This is a genomic window from Microvirga sp. BF8 (assembly GCF_059888585.1).
Window position 1 is genome coordinate 372,059 of sequence record NZ_CM187619.1, and the last position, 24,371, is coordinate 396,429.

Consider the following 24,371-nt stretch of genomic DNA (forward strand, 5'->3'; position numbering starts at 1 on the left):
CGAGTTCAGCCCGCTGGAGCGCCCACAAGGCGCTACCGTATGGCGAAGACAGTGATCATCCCTCTTCGGCGTAGAACGAGGCTGATGAGTAGCATCTGCCGGTCGTGAGCACCGTGCAGCGAAGGCACCATGATCGAGGCTTTTGATCAGCGGTCTTCTCCGACCGGGCCTCGGCGAGGCAGAGCCCGCTCCCGCAATATCACGCCAGACTTTGGCGGTGCTCCTGTGTATCGATCATACGGTGGGTTCACGTGCGCAAACGGTCCGCACGCGCTCGCGCAGCCAGCGATGCGCCGGGTCGGCATCCAGCCGGGGGTGCCAGAGCAACGAAATCGTGACCTCTGGCACGGAAACCGGCAGGGGGAAACTGTACATTCCGGAGCGCAGGTTTTGGGTGTGTCGTTCGGGAACGGTGGCGATCAGGTCAGAGGCCCGAGCAAGAGCCACCGCAGTCGAAAAACCTCCAACAATCGTGACGATGCCCCGTTCCAGGCCGAACGGCTTCAATGCTTCGTCGACGGGGCCTCTGTCGAGGCCCCGCCGTGAGACGGAAATATGCCTCCCGGTCGCATAACGGGAGCGGGTGATCTCCCCTTGGCTCAATGGGTGCCCCATTCGCACGACGCCAATGAAACGATCTCTGAACAGCGCCTGTGCACGCACCTCCGGACTTGTCGTCTCTCCCACGACGCCTGTTTCCAGATCGACGGACCCGTCGCGAAGGGATCTGCTATCTCTGTCTGGCTTCTGCATGAAGCGCAGCCGTACGCCAGGAGCTTCCTTGCAGATGCTGGCGAGGAGGTCCGACCCGAAGTTTTCCACAAAGCCTTCGCTGGACCGCAGGGTGAATGTCCGAACGAGTTGCTTGAGATTGAGTCCCTCAGCGGGGCGTAGAACCGCCTCTGCTTCCTGTACCAGCTGGCTGACCTGCTCCCGAAGCGCGAGTGCCCGGGGTGTGGGAACGAGGCCGCGTCCGGCCCTGACCAATAGCGGATCGCCCATCGTTTCACGCAATCGCGCCAGTGCCCGGCTCATCGCCGACGGGCTCAGTCGCAACCGTTCGGCCGCCCGCGCAACGCTGCCTTCTGCAAGCAGCACATTGAGGGTGACCAGCAGGTTGAGATCATGGCTTGGCATGGATTCAACTTAGCACGGTTTGATCCTGATGTGGCGTCAAATGCACGAATGAAGTGCAAATGATGCAAGTTCCGCCATGCCATGGGAAGGGCTACCTTCTAACAGTTCCGTTTCGGAAGCTGCCAAAAGTCGGGAGGGTCTAGTGAAGTTACCCATTGCAGGACGAGATAAGGGAGTTGCCGGAGGCGCGGTGAAGACTCCATCGGTTCGATGGGTACTCGCCGGCCTTTCGCTCTCCACATTGCTGTCCTCGCTTGGAGCCAGCATTGCCAATGTCAGCTTGCCGACCCTGACACAGGCGTTCGCAGCCTCGTTCCAGGAAGTTCAGTGGGTCGTTCTGGCTTATCTTCTGTCCATCACCACCCTTATCGTCGCCGCCGGACGGCTCGGCGACCTCGCCGGCCCCCGAAAGATGCTGCTCATCGGGATTGTCCTATTCACGGTTGCCTCGGTCCTATGCGGTGTCGCCCCCACTCTATGGCTGCTGATCGGCGCAAGGGCCGCCCAGGGATTGGGCGCAGCCATCATGATGGCCCTTGCCATGGCCTGTGTCGGCGCAACCATTCCGAGGGCAAAGACCGGCGGCGCCATGGGGTTGCTCGGAACCATGTCCGCCATTGGCACCGGACTTGGTCCTTCGCTCGGTGGCATTCTGATTGCCGAGCTCGGCTGGAGGGCAATATTCCTCGTCCCCGTTCCGCTTGGTATCCTTTCATTTCTTCTTGCCTATCGCGCTCTGCCGCTGGATAGCCGACGATCAGAGGTGGATCGACTTGGCTTCGATGGGGTGGGAATGCTGCTGCTTGGCTTGACTCTCGGAGCTTATGCGCTCGCCATGACAGTCGGGCGCGGTCATTTCGGCCTGGTCAACGGCTTCCTGCTGGTGGGTGCTGCTCTTGGTGCCACCCTCTTCGTGCGGGCGGAGGCAAATGCTGCCGCTCCCCTGATATGCTTGGAGATGTTTCGTAATCCAGTGCTGAGAGCGGGGCTCGCCGCGAGCGCGCTTGTCTCAACGGTGATGATGACGACGCTGGTGGTCGGACCGTTCTATCTCTCTATTGCGCTCCGACTTGATGCGGTCTCAGTTGGGCTCGTCATGTCGGCCGGTCCACTTGTCGCAGCGCTAACCGGTATGCCGGCCGGCCGAATTGTCGACAGGTTCGGCGCTGAACGCCTGATCATTGTTGGGCTTGCCGGAATGGCGGTTGGCTCCATCGCTCTGTCCATGACGCAGGCTGAGATGGGCATGGGTGGGTACATCGCCCCCATAGCTATCGTCACCAGTTGCTATGCGCTGTTTCAAGCTGCCAATAATACCGCCGTGATGAAGCATCTCCAGCCTGACCAGCGGGGCGTCATCTCTGGATTGCTCAACCTTGCGCGGAATCTCGGCCTCATCACGGGAGCATCTGTCATGGGCGCGGTGTTCGCAATTTCCCTCTCTGCGACCGATGCCACGACGGCGCATCCCGAGGCTGTTGGTGGAAGTATGCGGATTACGTTTGCAGTCGCCACGGTCCTGGTCGTCCTTGCGCTCGCAATTGTTATTGGAGACCGCGCTCTTACAACACGTCTTTTGCTTTCCCGTGACGTGCCATGACCCGTGCCAAAAAGCACCTCGCGTTTGTCGGCCTTTTCCTGGGACAGCTCGGTACCGAGCATCAGACAGTCCCCTATGCCGCATATGGGATTCGGGCGGGGAGATCAGTTGTGGGTCAGCCTCGTCTGAGGCTCAAATTATGACCTCTTCGCCGATCACGAGCACATCATCAATGTCGATCCCGGACGCAGTACGGTACTCGGTCTCATCTCTCAGAGCCAGACGATCGGCCTCCTTTCCAGGCGTCATTCTCTGACCTAAAGAGAACATTCGGAGAATTATTCCTTCCTCGGTCCCCCTTTGCTATTTGAAAAGGAGGCCTTCATTGACGACTGCTGCTTGGTAGAAAGACATAGATGAACATTGCGATCCGTTCAGCACAGCTCGCTGATGCGAAATCCATTGCCCGATTACATTTCCAGACATGGCAGGAAACGTATCGAGGCCTGGCCCCAGAAGCCGCCTACGAGGTTCTGACAGAGCCAGTGCGGCTTTCCCGGTGGCAGGATGTGCTCGCGCTCGAGGCAAGCCTGCGGACGGTTCTGGTGGCGGAAGCGGACGGGCGACTTGCTGGATTCGGAGTTGCCGGACCGCCAACGCATGACGCCTTTCAAAGTCGGGCGGAGGTCAAGTTCCTCTACGTCGGGTCGGCCTTCAAGCGTATGGGTGTTGGCCGCAAACTGCTCGCTCGGCTCGCGCGTCACATTTTGGTAGCAGGTTACGAGGGCATGGCGCTCGGCGTTGTCATCGGGAACTCACCAGCCATCGCGTTCTATGAAGCGCTGGGAGGCCGGAGAATAGGATCCTATACGGATCCTGGCCCCGTATGGCGCTCAGAGAATTTTATCTATGCGTGGGACAATCTGGCTGAACTCGCAGAGCTGGATCCGGTCGTGGATGGGGGAGGTTGAGTGAAGAGCAGGGTCATACCCGCTCTTCGGAGCATTCGAAGGGAGGGGCCCTGTCGCCCAGCGATGGGCCCATCCCATTGATAAGGCTTAGTCCTGACCCTGGTTGATGACGATTGGCGACAGCTTATTCGCCTGGAGACCGTATTTCTTCAGGATCTCGTCATAGACGCCCTTCTGCTGCAGGCGCTCGATGCCTTCCTTTACAGCGTCCCGCAGTTGCGTCTCAGTCTTGAGAACCGGAATACCGGAGAGAGACGTTGTGAAGGCCTCGCCGATCAGAACATAAGTGTTCGGCTCCTGGGCCTGCAGATAGGCCAGGGTCTCGTTGCCCTGAACCGCCGCATCAATGCGCTGGGTTTTGAGCTGCGTACGAGCATCTGCTGAGCCCTCGGTGCCGACGGCCTCGATGGCCGGCTTGCCTTTCGCGACGCAGTGGGCTTGGCTCCATTCGGTGATCTGGCGCGGCCAGTTCGTAGAGCGACTGGCTCCGACCTTCTTGCCGCACAGGTCGTCGGGTGACTTGATCGTCGCACCTGCGGCGGCTGTGACGTAGAACTGGGCGCCGGACTTAAGGTAGTCGACGAAATCCACGATCTCGCGGCGGGCTGGCAGGTCACTCATGCCCGCGAGTGCCAAGTCGACGCGGCCGGTCTGGAGTGAGGGAATCATCTGGGCAAAGGCGATCTCCTGCCACTCGAGAGCAACGCCGAGCTCCTTGGCCAGAGCTTCGCCGAGATCGATGTCGAAGCCGGTAAGCTTGTTCGTCGCCGGGTCCTTGTAGGTGATGGGCGCATAGTTGGGCATCGTCGCAACGACGATCTTGCCGGCCTTTTTGATCCGGTCGGGCAGCTCCGCCGCCTTCGACGGAGCCGCAATGCCCAGTGCGAGCGCACTCACGATCAATCCTGCTATCAGTTTCATTCTCGTCGGTCCTTTCGTGGGAACGTTTTCAAGCCAGAACCGCGGCGATGAAGTCGCGGGTCCGCTGCTGTTGCGGGTGCACCAACACCTCTTGCGGGGGGCCACGTTCCACTATGGCCCCACGATCCATGAAAACAACTTCGTTCGCCACTTCACGGGCGAATCCGAGCTCATGCGTCACGACAATCATCGTCATTCCCGATCGAGCCAAGTCTCTCATCACCGCAAGAACTTCTCCTACGAGCTCGGGATCGAGCGCCGAAGTCGGCTCGTCGAACAGCATGAGTTTCGGCTTCATGGCAAGCGCGCGGGCAATCGCGACGCGCTGTTGCTGACCCCCGGAAAGTTCAGGCGGATAGGCATCACGCTTGGCTGCGAGGCCCACGCGGTCCAGAAGCGTCATGGCTTCGTCGATGGCCTCCTTGCGGCGGCGTCTCTGCACAGTCACGGGACCTTCGATGATGTTCTCAAGGGCTGTCATGTGCTGGAACAAATTGAAACGCTGAAAAACCATGCCGCTCGTCAGGCGCTGACGGGCGATTTCAGAATCGTTCAGCTCATAGAGCCTGTCACCGACGCGGCGATAGCCGATCAGCTCCCCATTGACCCAGATCGCTCCGGAATCGATCCGTTCGAGCTGGTTGATGCAACGAAGGAAAGTGCTCTTGCCGGACCCTGACGGGCCGACGATACAGAGGACCTGTCCGGCCGGGATTTCGATCGAGACGCCATTAAGTGCCTGAACGGATCCGAAGGTCTTACATACGTCCGCTGCGACGACGATAGGAATCATGACTCAGGCCTCCGCTACCGGACGCGCTACTGAACGAGCGCGGCTATGACTTGAGCCCCTGGCGAAGTAACGTTCCAGGAAATGTTGACCGATGCTCAGAACGGTAACGATCATCAGATACCAGCCTGCCGCTACGATCAGCAGCTCAATGACGCGCGCGTTGGCGTAGTAAACCGTCTGAGCGTTGCGCAGCACCTCTGCGAAGCCGATCACACTCGCGATGGAAGTGAGTTTGACCATACTGATCACCTCATTGCCAACGGGTGGAATGATGACGCGCATGGCTTGCGGAAGAACAATGCGTCGCAGTGTCGTCAGGCGTGTCATGCCGATGGCCTTTGCAGCCTCAGTCTGTCCGGTGTCGACCGACAGGATGCCCGAGCGCACCACCTCCGCCGTATAGGCGCCCTGGTTGATGCCGAGACCTAGAAGCGTTGCCACGAACGGAGTCATCACGTCGACCATACGGGCTTCGAAAAGCCCTGGAATTCCAATGCGTGGAAAGACGAGAGCCAGATTGAACCAGATGAGGAGCTGGAGAAGGAGAGGGGTGCCGCGGAAAAACCATATATAAAAGACAGCTATGCCCTTGAGGACGGGATTGGGCGACATGACCATGACTGCGAACAGAACCCCGAGCGCGATGCCCAGCGCCATGGCGCAGAATGTCATGATGATCGTATTTCCCAGGCCGCTCACGATGGACTGCGCCGTGAAGAACTGGCCGACAATGCGCCAATCGATCTGCCCCTCAGCGAAGGCCTTTACCAGAAAGCCGAAGACGAGAAGTATCAAGATACTGGCGATCCAGCGCCCGTAGTGGCGGCGCGGCACGTGAGTCAGATGGGCGATCGACGGGTCGAAGCGCTCAGTCCCTGTTCCTGTGACCCTTGTGGAGGATGCGGTGGTGCTGCTCATCCCGGTTCTCCTCACTCACCCTCTTGAATTCGCGGGCCATCATAGCGCATAGCCCATTCGCGCTGTCGGTCGACCTCTGAACGAAGGCGTGACAGCTGCTCTGACACCCGGTGCGGAGCCGTTCCTCCGTAGCCGTCTCGCGCCTTGATCGCAGCCTCAGGCGTTAAGTTCGCCTTGAGGGCGACGTTCAGGCGCGCATCGACGGCTGCGAGATCGGCCTCGCTCAGATCCTCAAGACCGATGCTCCGATCTTCGCAATAGCGCACCAACTGGCCCGTAACCTCGTGCGCCTCCGAGAAAGGAACGCCTTGCCGGGCAAGCCAGTCGGCCACCTCGGTCGCAAGCGTGAAGCCATCGGTTGCCTGCCGCCGAAGCTCGCCGGCATCAACTCGCATAGTACGTACCATGCCGGCCATGGCAGGAAGCACGGCAGAAAGAGTGTCTACGGCCTCGAAAGCGGCCCGCTTGTCCTCGGCGAGATCGCGATTGTAGGCAAAAGGCAGCCCCTTGAGGGCCGTCAGCATCGTGCTCAGGCCACCGATGAGCCGGGCAGCGCGGCCGCGCGTGAGCTCCGCAATGTCGGCGTTCTTCTTCTGCGGCATGATGGATGAGCCGGTCGCATAGGCATCATCGAGCTCGATCCAACGGAACTGACGTGAAGACCAGAGGAAAATCTCCTCGGCAAGGCGGGACAGATTCACGCCCATCATCGCGGTTGCGAATAGAAACTCCGTTACGTGATCCCGGCTGCCGACGGCGTCGATGGAGTTTTCGCAGGGGCCGTCGTAGCCCAGTTCACGAGCGGAAAGTTCGGGCTGCTTGGCGATGGCGGATCCTGCGAGCGCCGCTGCACCGAGCGGAGAGCGCGCGGTCCGCCGGTCCCAGTCCTGCATCCGCGCGATGTCCCGAGCGAAGCCCTGGGCATGGGCGAGGAGCTGGTGTGCAAAGCTTACCGGCTGAGCCGGCTGGAGATGCGTGAAGCCCGGTGCCACTGCATCGATGTGCTGCTCGGCTTGAAGCGCAAGAGCCTCCTGAAGAGCCAGCAACTCAAGGACGATGTGACGACTTTGGTCCCGAAGGTAGAGCTTGAGGTCGTTGGCAGCCTGATCGTTGCGGGACCGTCCTGCCCGAAGCTTACCGCCGAGCGGCCCGAGCCTCTCGATCAGGGCACGCTCGAGAAACGTGTGCACGTCCTCGTCCGAATCCGACGGGAGAAGATTTCCGGTTGCAACTTCAATCCTGAGTGCCGCGAGGGCCGTCTCGATAGAATTTCCCTCTTCTGAGGTGAGCAATCCCGCCCTCACCAGCTCTCGTGCATGAGAGAACGATGCCGCGAGATCATACGGGGCCAAGCGGAAATGGCTTGGGTCCGAGCGTGAGAGGGCCATAAGCTCGGGGGACGGTCCAGAGCGAAATCTCGAAGCCCAAAGAACATTTGCCGGCGTCATGGCGGAATCCCTTTTTCTGCTGATGTTCCAAGGGAGCCTTCCGCTGGCAAATGAAAATTCCTCGCTTCGGTATTCCTTTTTGGAATAGAACAGCCGTGATATCAAGTTGTCCTCAATGCATTTTCCCATTCATGAGTATCCATCGCCTTCCAAATTCCATGACAGCCCTCCGCGTTCTGCTGGCTATTGCCGAGCACGGTACGGCGTCCGGCGCGGCAGACGCCGTCAATCTGACCCAGAGCGCAGTGAGCAAGCACCTGCGCGGATTGGAGGAGACGCTTGGCATTGCCCTCTTCGCCCGCAGTAGCCGTGGCCTCGTCCCGACAGAGGCGGGCCGACTATATGTGAATCATGTCCGCCGCGCCTTGGCTGAACTCGAGGCGGCGAATGCGCAGATCTCGGCCCTTAAGGCGTCGCCTTGGTCCGTGAGGCTCCATGTGCTGCCGATCATCGGTGACCGCTGGCTGGTGCCGCGTTTCTCTCGTTTTGCGGAACGCCATCCCGAAATCGACGTCCAGTTCACAACATTCGTCAACGCGGATACGGCTGAAGCCGCGGATGGCGTGTTCCGGTTTGGAGAGGGGGTGTGGCCAGGACACCAAGCTCGCTATCTGTTCGGCAGGGATGTTGCTCTCGTGGGTGCCGCGTCGTTCGTAGCACGACTCGGTGGCATCGAGACTGCGCACGACGTTCGCCGCTATACCGTTCTCGATCACTTTCAGACGCCCTTGCGTTGGAGTGAGTTCGGCGATGCGCATGGTCTCGATGATTTCACCCCACTTCATACGATCCGGTTCGGGTTCTATTCGCTGGTCATTAGAGCGGCAATCTCCGGCCAGGGCCTCGCATTGGTTCCACGACGCCTTGTGCAGGAAGAGCTCGAGACTGGACGCCTCGTCAACCCGGCAGGTCTAGGCTTCAAGAGCCGCAATGCCTATTGGTTCACGACGCCGGAAGATCGACCCAGACGCCCTGGCCTGCAGGCCTTTCAAAACTGGCTGCTGGCAGAGGTGCAGACATCGTGACGAGCCAGGCAAGCGGAGGGTTGTAGTGCTCGCCGGTCCGTTGTCGACTCCGAGGATGATCCCACTGCATTCGCCATACCACGGCACTACATATTCTCCCGGCACGACGGCGGCGTGGACCTAGTTCTTCCACGAAGTGGGGGGCGTGGCGCGGGCTGCATAGGACCGAGCCAGGACGGCGCAGACGATCAATTGGATCTGATGAAAGAGCATCAAGGGTAGGATGACCGCGCCGATGGTCGCCGCCGGGAAAAGGATGCTTGCGATGGGCACACCACTGCCCAGACTCTTCTTTGAGCCGCAGAACACGATGGCGACTTCGTCCTGCTGAGAGAACCCGAGCAAACGGCTCACACTTGTCGTGATGATGAGGACAAGAGTAAGAAGCAAACAGCTGATAAGCACGAGGATAATGAGGTCCCGTGCACCAAGCTGCGTCCACAGGCCATTTGCCACGGCTTCGCCAAATGCGAAGTAGACGACGAGAAGGATCGCACCGCGATCCACGAACCCTGTGAGTCTGCGGTGCTTTTCAACCCATTGACCAATTACGGGGCGTGCCAGATGTCCTGCGGCAAACGGCACGAGCAGCTGTCCCACGACGGAGCCGAGCGAGCCAAGCGGGACAGAACCTTCAGTGTGCATGAGAAAGCTCATGAGCAGCGGGGTCAGGAACACTCCGGCCACGTTTGACGCTGATGCGCTGCAGACGGCGGCGGCCACGTTGCCACGAGCGATCGAGGTGAACGTAATGGAAGACTGGATCGTGGACGGCAGAAGACAGAGGTAGAGGATTCCCATTGCAATGCCAGGAGCCAGGATGTGGTACAGGCTTAGGCTCAACGCGAGGCCGAGTAGCGGAAACAGGATGAAAGTGGCTGCGAATACCGTTAAATGCAGCCGCCAGTGGATGAGGCCTTTGACGATCGTCTCTCTCGACAGGCGGGCTCCCTGCAGGAAAAACAAAAGCGCTATCGAGCAGAAGATGACGACTTTGAAAATCGGAGCGGCTGCTCCCGTCGCAGGCACAACCGAGGCGACAGCGGCCGTCGCAACCAGCGCGACCGTGAAGCGATCTGGCCTCAGGTAAGAGAGAAGGGCCAACATCCTTTGCATTGGTAGCTTCCACTTATCATCCGAAGAAGCGTGCGTCTTGGTCGAGACGAAGTTTGCGCAAGAGCGAGTCCTCTGGCAGCTCCAAATGGCTCATGCGGATTTCTTCGCCCTTGGCCACCGGCGCCGTCAATCTGCAGTCCGCCGCAAGATAGAACGGAGCAGGTGCTCCAGATGCCAAAGGAGCGGCGGGCCTGAACTCGGCGGTGACGCCGGAGATGGTGTGATGATGTCCGCCCATGGAGAGCAGCGTGCCGGCAGGAAGATCTTCCGTTGCAACTGCAATCAGGTCGAAGCGCGGCTGGTAGTCGGCTCCGTAGCCTGAGACATTGTGGATGACTGCATCGAGAATGCTGGTGGTGGCCTCGAGTCCGAGAAGGTGGCGCGGCAGATAGGTCATCGCCGTCTCGCCTGTACGGCCGACGATATGCCCCTTTTGGGCGAGCATATCCCAGCTCTTGCCGTCATCACAGCGCACGACCACGAAGACGCCGCCCGCAAAGCTGACCTCATCGGCCTTTCGCAGGCAGTGAAAGACATCAAGGCGCCGCACGCCTGTGAGAATTCCGCCGCCCTCACGTTGCGAGAAGATCGTCGGGACTTCGCTGATGCGGGCGAGGGGGGCGTGCAAATCCATGCGATCCGGCTGCAATCCCGTCGCATTCGCAACGACCATGAGCTCGCAAAGGTCTGGAACAGCCCGCTGCGGGAACCCGGCAATGGCGGCATGCCGCGCGCTCAGGACGTCGTCCACGGCATGTTCGCCCAGATCCCAGTGAGCTGCGAGATCCGCGTTCGCTAGTGTTCCATTGCTGCTCACCTGCCCCGTGGTGGGATTGAAAACGAAATCGTATTCGCTCGATTTGCCGGCTGCGATGATGTCGAAACCCATGGTCTCCGCCCAGGTGGCAAGTCCGATGAGGAGGCTCGGCTGGTCACCATCCACTGTCGTAACGATCTGCCCCTTGTCCGCGGCAAGTGCTGTGAGGCCAGGCCCAACCACACTATCGAGCTCCTTCGTCACGAGGGCCAAGTGCTTCCCGGCTTCGATGGCCATAAGGGAATGGCGCGCCGCGGCGACAGGCTGTCCGGTTGCCTCAAGCACGACATCGAAAGGCAGGTCCGCCACGATGGCGAGATCGGCCGCCGCTATGTAGTCCCCCTGATTCCAGGCGGCACGCGCGTCGCTCGCCGATGTACAGATCCGGATCTTGCGTGGCTCGATCCCAGCAGCCATCAGGCCCGAGGCCGCGCTGTCGGACGACAAATCGACGGCGATCCGTGCATTCATCAATGGAACGCGCTGGGCTTGTGTGAGGAAACTCTGACCGAAGCCGCCCGTGCCGACGATACATGTTTCAACGGGACGCTCGGCCTTCGAATAGTAGGTATGATAGTTCATGACACTGTCCTCCCGGCCGATACGTCATATGGTCGGCATCCCGTCATTGGAGAGCGGCGTGCCGGCCCGAAATGCCAGGTCCTCTTGCGAGGCTGGCTCTTGCCGCTCATCAGAATGGCGTCCGGGATTGAGCAGGCGCACGTACCATCCGAACCTGCGTATGCCAAAGCCGCATGCTCAGATTGCGTCTTTGACGCGTTCCCAGGTTTTCATCATATGGGAGGTCAACACGCGCGAGAGACGATCGGGGTCCCGGGATTCGAGGGCAGCGATCATTTCCTCATGCTCGGCGACGGCGCCTGCCCACTTCTCCGGGCCCTCATTTCCGATGTAACGGATTCGCCGCAGCCGGGCCTGCAGAATGCCGTGCACGTAGGCAAGCGCCTCGTTCTTCGAGAGGCGCAGCATGGCCGAATGAATGTTCTGGTTGAGCTTGAAGTAGGGAAGGCGATCACGCTTCGCATACAGGTCCATCATGCGATCATGCAGCTGCCGAACCTCCTGGATTTCGATGTCCGTCGCATTCTCGCAGGCGAGGCGGCCTGCAAGGCCTTCTAGGTTTCCAAGGACGACCAGACTGTCGTGAACATCCTTGGGGCTGAATTGTCGTACGACGGCGCCACGACCCGGCGACAATTCCACAAGGCCTTCGCTGGCAAGAAACTTGAGCGCTTCCCGCAGCGGCGTCCGCGACACTCCAAGGCGGGTGCCCAGATTTCCCTCGTGAATCCGCGTTCCCGGCGCGAGTTCGCCTTCGATGATCATGTCCCGCACCCGTGCCACGACGGCGTCATGAAGGCTCAGCCGCGCAATCGGGCCTCGCTCTTCAGACTCGCCAACAAGCGAGGCTGAGGTCTCATGAAGTATGGAATGATCCATTTCTACGCGTCCGTTCTTAGGTCCTGTCTGGGAATAGGCCGAAGCTTAGAACTATATCTCTTCAATAGCGGCACGCCAAATTCACGTAAACAAAATTCTGCATACAGAATGCTTGCGTGCAGAATGATGCATTGCTAGTCTCCTTGCGTCACTTCCCCGCGAGGTTGCCGTGATCCCTCCTTCTCCATCGAAGCCCACCATTGCATTTGCCATGGGAGACCCGGCAGGAATCAGTCCTGAACTCGCTGCCAAGCTCATTGCGACAGAGGAGTTTCGCGCTGGTGCGCATCTGGTTGTCTTCGGGGACCGCCGGATCCTTGAAGCGGGAGCGCGGGTCGCGGGAGTTGGGGTCGACGTAGACCTGGCCTCCGAGGACGATGCCATCCCGAAGGAAACGCACCGCCCGGTCTTCATCGATCTGAAGAATCTCAGTCCCGACCAGGTCGTGCCGGCGACGGCCACCCTGGCAGGCGGGGTATTTGCGACTGAGAATTTCCGGCGCGCCCTGCTCCTGGCGAATTCCGGCCATGCCGATGGCGTGTTCTTCACCCCGTTCAATAAGAAGGCCATGCGCCTTGCCTATGAAGGGTACGATGACGAAATCCGCTTCGTTCGGGATGTTCTGAGATCTCCGGCGGCGGCAAGCGAGTTCAACGTTCTCGGCAGTCTCTGGAATGCCCGCGTGACCTCGCACATTCCCCTGTCGCAGGTGGCCTCCGCCATTTCCGAACAATCGATTTTACGTTCTCTGACGCTCGCCGACCGATGCATGCGCGCAGCCGGGTTCAATCCGCCTCGCATTGCAGTAGCTGGTCTTAACCCACATGCGGGCGACGGCGGCAATTTCGGTCGCGAGGAGATCGATGTGATCGAGCCCGCAGTCCGCATAGCCGTGGAACGGGGCCTGTCCGTCCAGGGGCCATTCCCGTCGGACACGGTCTTCCTCCGGGCCAAGAATGGCGACTTCGACGCCGTATTGACCATGTATCATGACCAAGGTCAGATCGCGATGAAGCTTATGGGCTTCGATCGTGGCGTGACATTAATTGGTGGCTTCCCATTCCCAATTTGCACTCCTGCGCACGGCACAGCTTATGAAATAGCCGGCCGTGGCATCGCCAATCTTGGAGCCAGCCAAGAAGCGTTGCGTCTCGCAATCCGTATGGGATCGGAGGTTCTCGTCGGCCGTCGGACGACGGCCGGATCTGAAAGGCTGCTGACAGGAACCACGTAGCTGAACACAGGAATCTGAGCCGACGCCATCGGCCAGGTATCGCTAAAAATGGGAGGAAACTATGCCAATCAAGACATCGTTGACGCTCGCGGCCGTCATTACCGTCGCGTTTGCGGGCATGGCGCAGGCAGACTGGAAGCCGACGAAATCGGTCGAATTTGTTGTGACGTCAGGTCCAGGCGGAGGAACCGACAATTTTGCCCGCGTCGTTCAGTCGATCGTGGCCAAACACAACCTGATGGATCAATCGATCATTGTTACTAACAAGGGCGGCGGCAGCGGGGCCGAAGGCTATGTTTATGCAAAGACGGCATCCGGGGATGCCCATAAACTCACCTTCGGGACGAACAATGAGTACCTTTTACCTTATGTCGCAAAGCTGGCCTTCAAGCCCAGCGATCTGACGCCCGTGGCCGCGATGGCTATGGACGAGTTCCTTATCTGGGTGAACGCGAATTCTCCCTACAATGATGCCAAGAGCTATATAGAGGCGGCGAAGGCGAAACCGCAGACGCTGAAGATGGGCGGCAGCCAATCCAAGGATACCGACCAGACGATCACGAGTCTGATTGAGGACGCGACCGGAGCAAAGTTCATCTACGTTCCCTTCCAGGGCGGAGGTGCGGCGGGTGTCCAGTTGGCGGGCGGTCACATCGACTCCAATACGAACAATCCGAATGAGAATGTCGGCCAGTGGAAAGCGGGTGCAATCAAGCCGCTCTGCGTCTTCAGCCCGGCCCGTTTGGCGGAAGGACCCAAGGTGACGACTGATATGGGCTGGTCAGACATCCCGACTTGCAAGGAAGCCGGCATCCCGATCGATCAGTTCCAGATGCCCCGCACAGTGTGGCTGCCCGGTGACGTTTCGCCGGATGCTGTGGCGTTCTATGCTGACCTTCTCAAGAAGGTCAGCCAGACCCCCGAGTGGAAGGATTACATCGAGCGGACGTCCCAGACAAATCGGTTCCTGGCCGGCGAGGAATTAAAGGCGTTCATCGCGGCGGACGACACCAAGAACAAGAAAGTCTTCGAGCGCGAAGGTTGGATCGTCAAGTAAGTCCCATCAATCGGATGGACCGGTGCGGGCATGTTCGCGCCGGTCCATCGGATACGAAACAGACAGAGGGCGATGCCATGATTTCGCGTTTCAAGGCGGAGGTCGCAACTGCGACGATAACTGCAATTCTCGGGCTCACGGCAGTCATCGGCGCTCTCGAATTCGGAATCGGATGGGGGGACGCCGGGCCCGAATCCGGCTTGTTTCCATTCTATATCGGCCTTCTCATCATAGGTGCGAGCCTCGGCAACCTGGTTCAGGCGACCAATGCCCGAAGTGCTCTCCAATCGGTTTTTCTCGACCGAGAGCAGGTCGGACGCATATCGTCGTTCCTCGCACCCATGTTCATCTTCGTCGCTCTTGCCTTTCTTCTCGGCCTCTACGTGGCGACTGCTCTATATCTGACTTTCGTGATGTGGAGGCAGGGCGGCTACCGGATCATTGTGTCCGCGCTGTCGGGCATAGCCGCGGCAATCATCTTTTATGTCGTGCTCGAATACGCATTTCAGGTTCCTCTCCTGAAAGGGCCGCTCGAGAGCGCACTGGGCCTTTCCTGAAACTCCAACTGCTCGGCGGAGACAGCCCGTGGAAAATTTCGCTTCTCTCCTGCACGGCTTCGGCGTTGCGCTGACGACCTACCATGTCGCACTGATGATCCTCGGAGTCCTGCTCGGTATCCTTGTCGGCGTTCTCCCCGGCCTCGGTGCACCGAACGGCGTTTCGCTCCTGCTCCCTTTGACGTTCACCATGGACCCCGTTTCGGCCATCATCCTGCTGACGAGCATGTATTGGGGAGCGCTCTTCGGCGGTTCGACGACATCCATTCTCTTCAATATTCCGGGCGAACCATCATCCGTGGCAACAACCTTTGATGGCTATCCTATGGCTAAGCAGGGGCAGGCCGCGCAGGCGCTGACGCTGGCGTTCTTGTCGGCCGGATTCGGCGCATTCGTTGGCATCATCCTGATCACAATTCTATCGGGCTGGGTCGCCAAGTTTGCGCTCCGGTTCAGTTCGCCTGAATACTTCGCCGTGTATTTCCTCGCCTTCGCCAGTTTCGTGGGCCTTGGCGGAGCGTCTCCGTTCAAGACTGTTGTGTCCCTGGGCCTCGGCTTCGCCTTTGCCGCGGTTGGAATGGACACTGTCTCCGGTGGACTACGCTTGACCTATGGCTTCAACGAATTGCTGGGCGGAATCAGCTTCCTGATTGCGGTTATCGGTCTATTCGGAATCGGTGAGCTTGTTCTCACCATGGAGGAGGGGCTCCGTTTCAATGGAATCAGGGCTCGGGTGACGCCGCGCGATGTCATCAGAACGGTAGCGACCATGCCACGTTACTGGCTCGCGCTGCTGCGGAGCAGCGCGATCGGGTGCTGGATGGGTATCACTCCAGGCGGTCCTACCGCCGCCTCCTTCATGAGCTACGGCATTGCCAAGCGGCTTTCCCGCCGTAAAGAGAGTTTTGGCCATGGTGAGCCCGAAGGCGTCGTTGCTCCGGAAACGGCAGACCATGCCGCTGGTAGCAGCGCCATCCTGCCGATGCTCGCCCTCGGTGTTCCTGGTTCGGCAACCGCGGCCGTCATGATGGGTGGCTTGATGATTTGGGGTCTGAATCCGGGACCAATGCTGTTCATCGAGCGTCCGGATTTTGTGTGGGGCCTGATCGCCAGCATGTATTTGGGCAACATTGTCGCGGTCCTTGTCGTGCTGACGACGATTCCGCTCTTCGCTTCAATCCTGCGCATACCGTTTTCGATCATCGGGCCAGTTATTGTGGTGGTCTGCTTCATCGGTGCCTATACCGTCGCGGGGCGGCCCTTCGATCTTTGGCTGGCTTTGGCTTTCGGTCTTGCCGGCTACCTCTTCAAGAAGCTCGACTATCCGATTGCCCCGCTCGTTCTGGCGATGGTGCTCGGAGACAAGGCCGAGGATGCCTTCAGGCAATCGATGATCATGTCTCGGGGATCCCTGTCAATCTTCTGGTCCAACGGGCTCGTGGGCACGATGATCACGCTCGGCCTCCTGCTGGCGCTCTGCCCGGTTGTGACAGCTGTCCGGGCGAAATTCGCCAGACCAAAGCCATCATCGATTGCCGCCTGAATCAAATCACGGCCGATTCATCCCGCAGCCTTATCGTCAATACAGGGGGAAACTCGACTGCAGCGGGCCGTTGGTCGTGGCCGAACGGAGGGAACGGTTCTGCGACCCGACAGACCGGACAGGCTCCCCAGCGCATTCCGCGAACCCGAAGGGCAGCGCAAGTGAAAAGGGACCCTGGCCTTTCGCAAGTGACGAGCTCTAGCAGTCGAGACCAGCAAGGAGCATGTACTTCATCTCGGTGAATTCCTCGATGCCATGCCGCGAGCCCTCGCGACCAATACCGGATTCTTTTACGCCACCGAAGGGCGCGACCTCGGTCGCAAGCAGGCCGGTATTGACCCCCACCATGCCGTACTCCAGGCCCTCCGCAACGCGGAAGACGCGGCCAAGATCGCGGGCGTAGAAATAGGCGGCGAGGCCGAACTGGGTGGCATTCGCAAGTGCGATGACATCCTCCTCGTCCCTGAAGCTGTAGACCGGGGCTAGCGGGCCGAAGGTCTCCTCCCGTGTCACGAGCATTTTTGTCGTGACATTGGCGAGTACGGTAGGCTCGAAGAAGGTGCGTCCCAACGCATGACGTCGGCCGCCTGTCACCACCTTCGCTCCTTGCGCCACGGCATCGGCGATGTGCCGCTCGACTTTGTCCACCGCATCCATGGTAATCAAGGGTCCCTGGACAACGCCGACTTCCACGCCGTTGCCGACTTTGAGATCCATGACCTTTTTGGCGAGACGCGATACGAACTCATCGTAAATCGCCTCTTGCGCGTAGATCCGGTTGGCGCAGACGCAGGTCTGCCCCATGTTGCGGAACTTCGAGACGATGGCGCCCTCCACCGCTGCGTCAATGTCGGCATCGTCGAAAACGATGAACGGTGCGTTTCCGCCAAGTTCGAGACCAACCTTCTTAACCGTCGACGCTGCCTGACCCATCAGCAGCTTCCCGATCTCGGTCGAGCCGGTGAAGCCGACGAATCTCACCGCAGGATGTGAGGTCAGGACTTCGCCGATGGCGGGCGCGTCGCCCGTAATAATGTTGAGCACACCGTTGGGAAGGCCGGCGCGTTCGGCGAGAACACCGAGGGCGAGGGCGGTGAGGGGCGTCTCGGGGGCCGGCTTGATGACCGCCGTGCAACCGGCAGCGAGTGCGGGCGCGACCTTCCGCGTGATCATTGCTGCTGGAAAATTCCAGGGCGTAATGGCGGCGACCACGCCGATGGGCTGGCGTGCCACGATGATCCGCGCATCGGGACGATGACTCGGGATCGTTTCGCCATAGATCCGCTTTGCCTCTTCAGAATAGAACTCGACGAAGGAAGCGGCATAGTCGATCTCGCCGCGCGCCTCAACGAGAGGCTTGCCCTGTTCGCTCGTCATGATGAGGGCAAGATCCTCCTTGTTGGCGATCATGAGGTCAAACCACCGCCGTAGGACGATCGAGCGCTCCTTGGCTGTCTTCTTCGACCAGGTCTGGAAGGCATCAGCCGCGCTATTTACCGCTGCGGTCGTCTCAGCGGAGCCGAAGCGCGGCACGCGTCCGACGATTGCGCCGGTGGCGGGATTCTCAACGGGGTCGATGGGCTCGCCGATCCAGGTGCCATTCACGTAGCACCGGTCGATGAGAAGGGACGGATCGTTAAGGTTCAGCATGGTCGTTCCTATAACTTCGATGGGGAGGATTGCCACGTCACGCGGCCAAAGCCCGCTCGAGAATCGCTAAGCCCTCGTCGACAATGGCGTCCGATGCCGTCAATGGTACGAGGATGCGGATCGTGTTGGCGTTGGTGCCGCACGAGAGCAGGATAAGGCCGCCTTCGTAGGCCCGCTGTGTAACTGCTTTTGTCGCCTGTGCATCGGGCTCCTGCGACGCGCGATCCTTCACGATATCGAACGCGATCATACTGCCTGGCCCACGGACCGCCGCAATCGGAAAGAGATCATTGCGCTGCTGGAAGGTTGCGAGCTTCGCCCTGAGGCGTGCGCCGATGGCGTTCGAGCGCTCGAGCAATCTCTCCTCGGCGAAGATGTCAAGCACCGCCAGTGCAGCCACGCATGATAGAGGATTGCCTGCGAAGGTGCCGCCAATTCCACCGGGGTCGGCGGCATCCATAATCTCGGCACGCCCAATAACCCCGGAAAGCGGAAAACCACCCGCAAGGCTCTTCGCGACGCAAATCAGATCAGCCTCGACATCGTAGTGCTCCATCGCGAACATCTTGCCCGTACGGCCGAAACCCGTCTGCACCTCATCCGCAATGAGAACAATGCCGTGTTCGTCGCAGACGCGGCGAAGGGCGCGCATCAATTCCGGCGGGGCCTGATGGAAGCCGCCTTCGCCCTGTACAGGTTCAATGATGATCGCGGCGACGCGAGATGGATCGACATCAGCCTTGAAGATGAAGTTGAGAAATTTGAGGGAATCCTCGACGCTCACATCGAGCTGCGGCACAGGGAAGGGTACATGCCAGATATCTGGCATTACCGGGCCGAGCCCCTTCTTGTAGGGAAACACCTTGCCGGTGAGGCCGGAGGCGAGGGCGGTGCGTCCATGGAATGCACCGGTGAATGCGATGATGCCCGAGCGTTCGGTCGCAGCGCGGGCCATCTTCACCGCATTTTCGGTTGCCTCCGCGCCTGTTGTGAAGAAGACCGACTTCGTTTGTCCGGAGATCGGCGCCAATGCGTTAAGACGCTCGGCAAGCTCGATGTAGGGTTCATACATCAGCACCTGGAAACAGGTGTGCGTAAACCTGTCCATCTGCTCGCGTACGGCCGCAAGGATCTTGGGATGGCAATGACCGGTGTTGAGAACAGCGATACCTCCGGCAAAATCCACGTAACGGTTTCCTTCGACGTCCCAGACTTCTGAATTGAGCGCACGGGCTGCCGAGATCGGGGTGGTGTGACCAACACCACGGACAATCGCGGCGTTACGGCGGGCGAGGAGATCTGCGTTGGTGGACATGATGACTCTCGAAGATGACATGCACGTGTGGTGTTGTTCCCCGCCGAAGCGACGGAAGGGGAGCTCGGGCCGGCTGCCAAGAGCGGCCGCTCGAGCTCTCAGAGGTTCATCGACATGATGGGTGCCTGCTCATCGGCTCTGTAGTCCGACCGAGGAGGAGGCTGTGCCCATTGCTTTGCAACGGTGCTGACCGGTTCGCAGGTGCTCTCCGGAGCAGTCTCATGCCTTCACCCGCGGCAGCGCCTCGTCGAGCGAGGCCCTGACTGCGTCAACCACTGTGTCGACTTGGGCTTCGGTGATGATCAACGGCGGAGAAAAGGCGATTGCGTCGCCCATATTGCGGGAAATGACGCCGTGCTGCTGCAAGAGTCCATTTACCAATCCGCCTAGCTTGCCGGGCTGTTCCCAGGGCGTCTTGCCGGCCTTGTCGGTGACGAGTTCGATGGCGGCGATCAGCCCGATGCCGCGCACTTCCCCAACAAGCGGATGGGGTTCGAACTCGCGCAGGCGCTTCTGGAGATGGGCGCCGACCGTGCGCGCGTTCTCGACAAGCCCACGTTCCTCGATGAGCCGCAGGTTCTCCAGAGCCACTGCAGCCGCGACGGGATGGCCGCCACCGGTGAAGCCATGGCCGAAAGTGGAGATACGGTTGCTTTCATCGGCGATGGGTTCGAATACCTTGTCGTTGATCAGCAGCGCGGAAATCGGCAGGTATGACGAGGAGATTGCCTTGGACAACACCATGATGTCAGGCGTGATGTCGAAGGTCTGGCAGCCAAACATCTGGCCAGTGCGTCCGAAGCCGCAGATCACCTCGTCCGCTACCAGGAGAATATCGTACTTTTTCAGGACAGCCTGGATCTTCGGCCAGTAACCCGAGGGAGGCACGACGACGCCGCCCGCACCCATCACGGGCTCCCCGAAGAATGCCGCGATCGTATCCGGCCCCTCTGCCAGGATAAGGTCCTCAAGGTTCTGTGCGAGCCTGGATGAAAACTGATCCTCGGTTTCTCCCGGCAGTGCCTCTCGCCAATAGTGCGGTGACGAAGTGTGAAGAACATTTGCGATCGGAAGATCAAAGGAGCGGTGATTGGCAGGAAGGCCGGTCAGGCTTGCCGATGCGATCGTGACGCCATGGTAGGCGCGATGCCGACTGATGATCTTCTTACGTTGTGGCTGCCCGATCGAGTTCGACCGGTACCAGATCATCTTCATGGCCGTGTCATTGGCCTCGGATCCGGAATTGGTAAAGAAGGCCTTGCTCATGGGCACCGGCGCCATCGCCACGAGCCTCTCGGCCAGGTCAATGAGCGGCGAATGCGATTTATGCGTGAAGTTGTGATAGAAGGGCAGTTTCGCCATCTGTCGTGTGGCCGCTTCCACCAGTCGCGGCTCGGAGAAGCCGACGGCGACGCTCCACAGGCCTGCCATTACCTCGATATAGCGGTTGCCGGCATTGTCCTCGACATAGACGCCGTCACCTTTCTCGATGACGAGTGGCCCGATCTCCTGGTGGCGGCGTGCATTGGTGTAGGCGTGCATCTGATACCGGATGTCACGGGCTTCGGCAGAGTTTGGTAGAATATCCATAGCAAGGTCCTTCGTGTCGGAAAAATATAGCGAACCTAGGGTGCGGCCACTCTGTTCATTCTCGCTGTGCGGCCCTTCAGCCACTCTACGGTGAGAAGCAGAAGGATCGCCGTAGCGAGCATGAGGGTCGCGGCCGAAGCGATGGTCGGTGAAATGTTTTCGCGCAGGCCCGAAAACATTTCGCGCGGAATGGTGCGGTGCTGTGGGCCCCCGACGAACAACACCGTGACGACTTCGTCGAACGAGGCGGCAAAGGCGAAGAGGGCGCCGGAGAATACACCCGGAGCGAGCAACGGCAGCATGACCCTGCGGAACACCGTGAGCGGCGCAGCGCCCAGCGACTGTGCGGCGCGCACGAGGCGCCAGTCGAAGTTGGCAAGGACCGCGGAGACGGTGACGACGACGAAAGGCGCACCGAGCGCCGCATGGGCGAGGATCAGGCCCGTATAGGTCTGGTTGAGTCCGAGCGGACCATAGAAGAGGTAAAGGCCGACCGCATAGATGACGATCGGGATGATCATGGGTGAGAGCAGCACCGCCATCAGGAATGCCTTACCCCGGAATTCCGCGATGTTGAGCCCGATTGCCGCTGCTACACCCAGTACGGTGGCGAGCGCCGAGGCAAGCGAGGCGATGAAGAAGCTGTTCTTGACCGAGAGGCTCCAGCGGTCTGACGTGAACAGGTCGACATACCAGTTCCAGGTAAAGCCGCGCAGCGGATAGGAAAGGAATGAGCTGTCGTTGAACGACAGGGGCAGGATCGCAAAGATCGGCGCGAGCAGGAACAGGAAGATCAGTGTGCACGATACATAGAGAACGATGCGCCAGATCCGCTCGCCCGTTGTGCGCGATGTGTTCGAGGTCATAACCCCTCCTATCCGAACGCGACGCTGCGGGCGCCGGTGAGGCGCTGATAGATGCCATAGAGGATGCCGACAGCGATCAGAAGCACGAGGCCAAGCGCCGCAGCGAGTCCCCAGTTGGCCGTGTCGGTGGTGTAGAAGGCGATGAACCAGCTGATCATCTGGTCATTGGCGCCACCGATCAATGCTGGCGTGATATAGTATCCGACTGCCATGATGAACACGAGAAGCACGCCTGCGAAGATGCCAGGCTTCGTCTGGGGCAGATAGATGCGCAGGAAGGAGGTGAAGGGTGGTGCGCCGAGCGACAGGCCGGCACGGTAGAGCTGCGGCGGGACTGTCTTCATGACACCGTAGAGCGGCATGATCATGAAGGGCAAAAGCACATGCACCATCGCGATGATCACGCCGGTGCGGTTGTAGATTAACCGGATCGGATGCTCGATGAGCCCGAGGGCCATCAGTGCGTCGTTGATCAGGCCGTTGTCCTGGAGCAGCACGACCCAGGCGGCGATGCGAACGAGCAGCGATGTCCAGAACGGCACGAGCACAAGAATGAGAAGGAGATTGCCGATCCTCGGGGGGCTGTTCGCCAGGAGAAATGCAATCGGGAACCCGAGTACAAGGCAGATCAGCGTGACAGCACCAGCGATCGACAGGGTGCGCAGCAGGATGTCGACGAAAATTGCTTCCTGGTCGGGGGCGGCGACGATGTTGCCGTCGATGTCCTTGCGCAGATCGAGAGCGTAGAGGGCATAGAAGCTCGTCAGAGGACCGCTCGACTGCTGCAGCAAGGCCCAGGTCCTCTTTTCTCCCCATGCCGGGTCCATGCCAATGAGAGCTTCGCGCCAGCTCTGCGGTTCGGATTCGAGACTGCCGACCTTGCGGGCACTGCTCATAATGAGGGTGCGTGCTCCTGGATCAGCATAGTTGAGCCGCCGAGCAACAGTGGCAGCAGTGCGTGCCTTCGCGCTCGCCTGCAGATCCGCGCCAAGGGCGGAAAAAGTCTCCTCAGGGGGAAGATCCCGCCCATCCCATGAGGAGAGGGCGGCGGTGACCCTAGGCCAGTTCTGGCGCAGGTCCATGTCGACTGTCGAGCGCCGCAGCATCTCGACCAGGGGGGCGACGAACGTAAGGAGCAGAAAAAGCACGAGCGGCATGACGAGCATGATCGCCATCCGGCGCCGCCTACGCTCCGCCCGCTTGACCTGCATGAGGATGTCGATGCGCTCGTTGCTCACGCTCACTCTCGATCGTTGTCGTTCTGGCTTGGTCGTTTGGCCCCGTCACCCTCGACGGCAAGGAAGCCATGGCCGGACCGCACCGGCCATGACGGGTTACGGGCCGTTTAGTTGGTGGCCGCCCACTTGTTGAAGCGCTCGTTCAGCTTGTCGAGATTCTCGATCCAGAACTTGTCCGAGATCTGCAGCGAGACGCCGAGGTGGTCGGGGTGCGTCGGCAGATCCGCGAGGCGCTTGGGATCGATGAGTTTGTCGGCTTCCTTGTTGGTTACGCCATAGGCGATGTATTCAGGAAGCTTGGCCTGGTTTTCCTTCTTGCCGACGAAATCGAGAAACTTGTAGGCGTCATCCTTGTTTGGCGATCCTTTCAAGATCACAAATGAGTCCACCGTGTAGAGCGAGCCGTTCCAGACGATTCCGAAATTCCGCTTATCTGCCTTGTTGGCAGCGTCGATGCGGCCATTGTAAACGGCCGTCATGGCGACCTCGCCAGAAGCGAGCAGCTGCGGGGGCTGAGCGCCGGCCTTCCACCAGACGATGTCCTTCTTGATGGTGTCCAGCTTCTTGAAGGCGCGGTCAATGCCCGCCGGGGTAGCGAGAACCTTATAAACGTCGGCCGGTGCCACGCCGTCTGCCAAGAGCGCGAATTCCAACGTCGTCTTAGGCCCTTGGCGAAGGCCGCGCTTGCCGGGAAACTTCGCCGTGTCGAAGAAATCCGCCCAGCCGCTCGGCGCGGTCTTCAGCTTGTCCTTGTCGTAGCCGATGACGAAATTGTAGAGGATGGCGCCAACGCCGCAATTGTGCACTGCCGCCGGCAGATAGGCATCCTTGCCACCGATCTTGGACCAGTCGAGCTCTTCATAGAGACCCTCGTCACAGCCGATCTCCAGTTCCTCGGATTCGACCTGCACCACGTCCCATGGCACCGCGCCACCCTGGACCTTGGCGCGCAGCACGCCAATGCCGCCGTCCCACGACTCGTCGATCAGGTCCTTTCCGGAAGCCTTCTTGAACGGCTCAAAATAGATCTTCTTCTGCGCGTCCTGATAGGCACCGCCCCACGAAACGACAGTCAACGACCGCGCGCTCGCCGGAGCCGCTAGCACAGTGCCTGCGAGAAGGGCGCCAGTCGCCAACGCAATCCACTTCTTCTTCATGTCGCTCTCCTTTGAAA

General features: G+C 59.9%; 21 protein-coding genes. 7 read left to right on the forward strand and 14 right to left on the reverse strand.

Going from position 1 to position 24,371, the window contains the following annotated elements; translation table 11 throughout:
* Window positions 1-234 precede the first annotated feature (234 nt).
* Window positions 235-1,137: a LysR family transcriptional regulator gene (locus AC522E_RS01705; protein WP_500748681.1), complete on the reverse strand. Its 903-nt coding sequence runs from the start codon at window positions 1,135-1,137 to the stop codon at window positions 235-237.
* Between the two features lie 142 nt (window positions 1,138-1,279).
* Between AC522E_RS01705 and AC522E_RS01710 the strand changes: the two genes are divergently transcribed.
* Entirely contained in the window at window positions 1,280-2,737 is a 1,458-nt protein-coding gene (locus AC522E_RS01710; protein WP_500748682.1) for an MFS transporter, read from the forward strand.
* Between the two features lie 356 nt (window positions 2,738-3,093).
* The gene (locus AC522E_RS01715) at window positions 3,094-3,648 is read left to right on the forward strand and encodes a GNAT family N-acetyltransferase (protein WP_500748683.1); all 555 of its coding nucleotides are present in this window, start codon (window positions 3,094-3,096) and stop codon (window positions 3,646-3,648) included.
* Between the two features lie 87 nt (window positions 3,649-3,735).
* Here the strand turns inward: AC522E_RS01715 and AC522E_RS01720 are convergent, their stop codons facing one another.
* The 4 genes from AC522E_RS01720 to argH are packed head-to-tail and all read right to left on the reverse strand — an operon-like array spanning window position 3,736 to window position 7,728.
* On the reverse strand, window positions 3,736-4,569 hold the full coding sequence (locus tag AC522E_RS01720; protein WP_500748684.1) for an ABC transporter substrate-binding protein: 834 nt from the start codon (window positions 4,567-4,569) through the stop codon (window positions 3,736-3,738).
* Between the two features lie 28 nt (window positions 4,570-4,597).
* Window positions 4,598-5,362: an amino acid ABC transporter ATP-binding protein gene (locus AC522E_RS01725; protein ID WP_500748685.1), complete on the reverse strand. Its 765-nt coding sequence runs from the start codon at window positions 5,360-5,362 to the stop codon at window positions 4,598-4,600.
* Window positions 5,363-5,365: 3 nt separating this feature from the next.
* Window positions 5,366-6,280, reverse strand: a complete 915-nt coding sequence (locus tag AC522E_RS01730; RefSeq protein WP_500748686.1) for an amino acid ABC transporter permease — start codon at window positions 6,278-6,280, stop codon at window positions 5,366-5,368.
* Window positions 6,281-6,291: 11 nt separating this feature from the next.
* Window positions 6,292-7,728 (reverse strand): argininosuccinate lyase, encoded by a 1,437-nt coding sequence (argH, locus tag AC522E_RS01735; protein WP_500748687.1) that lies wholly within the window; start codon window positions 7,726-7,728, stop codon window positions 6,292-6,294.
* Window positions 7,729-7,886: 158 nt separating this feature from the next.
* Between argH and AC522E_RS01740 the strand changes: the two genes are divergently transcribed.
* A complete protein-coding gene (locus tag AC522E_RS01740) occupies window positions 7,887-8,753 on the forward strand; it encodes a LysR substrate-binding domain-containing protein (RefSeq protein WP_500748688.1) in 867 nt (288 codons plus the stop codon).
* Window positions 8,754-8,873: 120 nt separating this feature from the next.
* Here AC522E_RS01740 and AC522E_RS01745 read toward each other — a convergent pair whose 3' ends face one another.
* From AC522E_RS01745 to AC522E_RS01755, 3 genes are all read right to left on the reverse strand, one after another.
* Window positions 8,874-9,860: a bile acid:sodium symporter family protein gene (locus AC522E_RS01745; protein ID WP_500748689.1), complete on the reverse strand. Its 987-nt coding sequence runs from the start codon at window positions 9,858-9,860 to the stop codon at window positions 8,874-8,876.
* 25 nt (window positions 9,861-9,885) lie between these two features.
* Window positions 9,886-11,268 carry an NAD(P)H-dependent oxidoreductase gene (locus AC522E_RS01750; protein ID WP_500748690.1) on the reverse strand — a complete coding sequence of 461 codons (1,383 nt, stop codon included), beginning with the start codon at window positions 11,266-11,268 and terminating at the stop codon, window positions 9,886-9,888.
* 177 nt (window positions 11,269-11,445) lie between these two features.
* Complete coding sequence (locus AC522E_RS01755; RefSeq protein ID WP_500748691.1) at window positions 11,446-12,147, reverse strand: GntR family transcriptional regulator; 702 nt, start codon at window positions 12,145-12,147, stop codon at window positions 11,446-11,448.
* Between the two features lie 211 nt (window positions 12,148-12,358).
* Here AC522E_RS01755 and AC522E_RS01760 point away from each other — a divergent pair, with 211 nt between their 5' ends.
* The 4 genes from AC522E_RS01760 (at window position 12,359) to AC522E_RS01775 (ending at window position 16,538) form a co-directional block, all read left to right on the forward strand.
* Complete coding sequence (locus AC522E_RS01760; protein WP_500750559.1) at window positions 12,359-13,381, forward strand: 4-hydroxythreonine-4-phosphate dehydrogenase PdxA; 1,023 nt, start codon at window positions 12,359-12,361, stop codon at window positions 13,379-13,381.
* A gap of 67 nt (window positions 13,382-13,448) precedes the next feature.
* Window positions 13,449-14,438, forward strand: coding sequence for a Bug family tripartite tricarboxylate transporter substrate binding protein (locus AC522E_RS01765; RefSeq protein ID WP_500750560.1), 990 nt, complete (start codon window positions 13,449-13,451; stop codon window positions 14,436-14,438).
* Between the two features lie 77 nt (window positions 14,439-14,515).
* Window positions 14,516-14,995, forward strand: a complete 480-nt coding sequence (locus AC522E_RS01770; RefSeq protein ID WP_500748692.1) for a tripartite tricarboxylate transporter TctB family protein — start codon at window positions 14,516-14,518, stop codon at window positions 14,993-14,995.
* Between the two features lie 28 nt (window positions 14,996-15,023).
* On the forward strand, window positions 15,024-16,538 hold the full coding sequence (locus AC522E_RS01775) for a tripartite tricarboxylate transporter permease (protein WP_500748693.1): 1,515 nt from the start codon (window positions 15,024-15,026) through the stop codon (window positions 16,536-16,538).
* A 198-nt stretch (window positions 16,539-16,736) separates the two neighbouring features.
* Here AC522E_RS01775 and AC522E_RS01780 read toward each other — a convergent pair whose 3' ends face one another.
* The 6 genes from AC522E_RS01780 to AC522E_RS01805 form a co-directional block, all read right to left on the reverse strand.
* Window positions 16,737-18,188, reverse strand: a complete 1,452-nt coding sequence (locus AC522E_RS01780) for an NAD-dependent succinate-semialdehyde dehydrogenase (RefSeq protein ID WP_500748694.1) — start codon at window positions 18,186-18,188, stop codon at window positions 16,737-16,739.
* Between the two features lie 37 nt (window positions 18,189-18,225).
* Entirely contained in the window at window positions 18,226-19,503 is a 1,278-nt protein-coding gene (gene gabT / locus AC522E_RS01785; RefSeq protein ID WP_500748695.1) for a 4-aminobutyrate--2-oxoglutarate transaminase, read from the reverse strand.
* Between the two features lie 219 nt (window positions 19,504-19,722).
* Entirely contained in the window at window positions 19,723-21,093 is a 1,371-nt protein-coding gene (locus tag AC522E_RS01790; protein WP_500748696.1) for an aspartate aminotransferase family protein, read from the reverse strand.
* Between the two features lie 35 nt (window positions 21,094-21,128).
* Entirely contained in the window at window positions 21,129-21,959 is an 831-nt protein-coding gene (locus AC522E_RS01795; RefSeq protein WP_500748697.1) for an ABC transporter permease, read from the reverse strand.
* A gap of 8 nt (window positions 21,960-21,967) precedes the next feature.
* On the reverse strand, window positions 21,968-23,203 hold the full coding sequence (locus tag AC522E_RS01800) for an ABC transporter permease (RefSeq protein ID WP_500748698.1): 1,236 nt from the start codon (window positions 23,201-23,203) through the stop codon (window positions 21,968-21,970).
* A gap of 101 nt (window positions 23,204-23,304) precedes the next feature.
* A complete protein-coding gene (locus tag AC522E_RS01805; RefSeq protein WP_500748699.1) occupies window positions 23,305-24,354 on the reverse strand; it encodes an ABC transporter substrate-binding protein in 1,050 nt (349 codons plus the stop codon).
* Window positions 24,355-24,371: the final 17 nt, after the last annotated feature.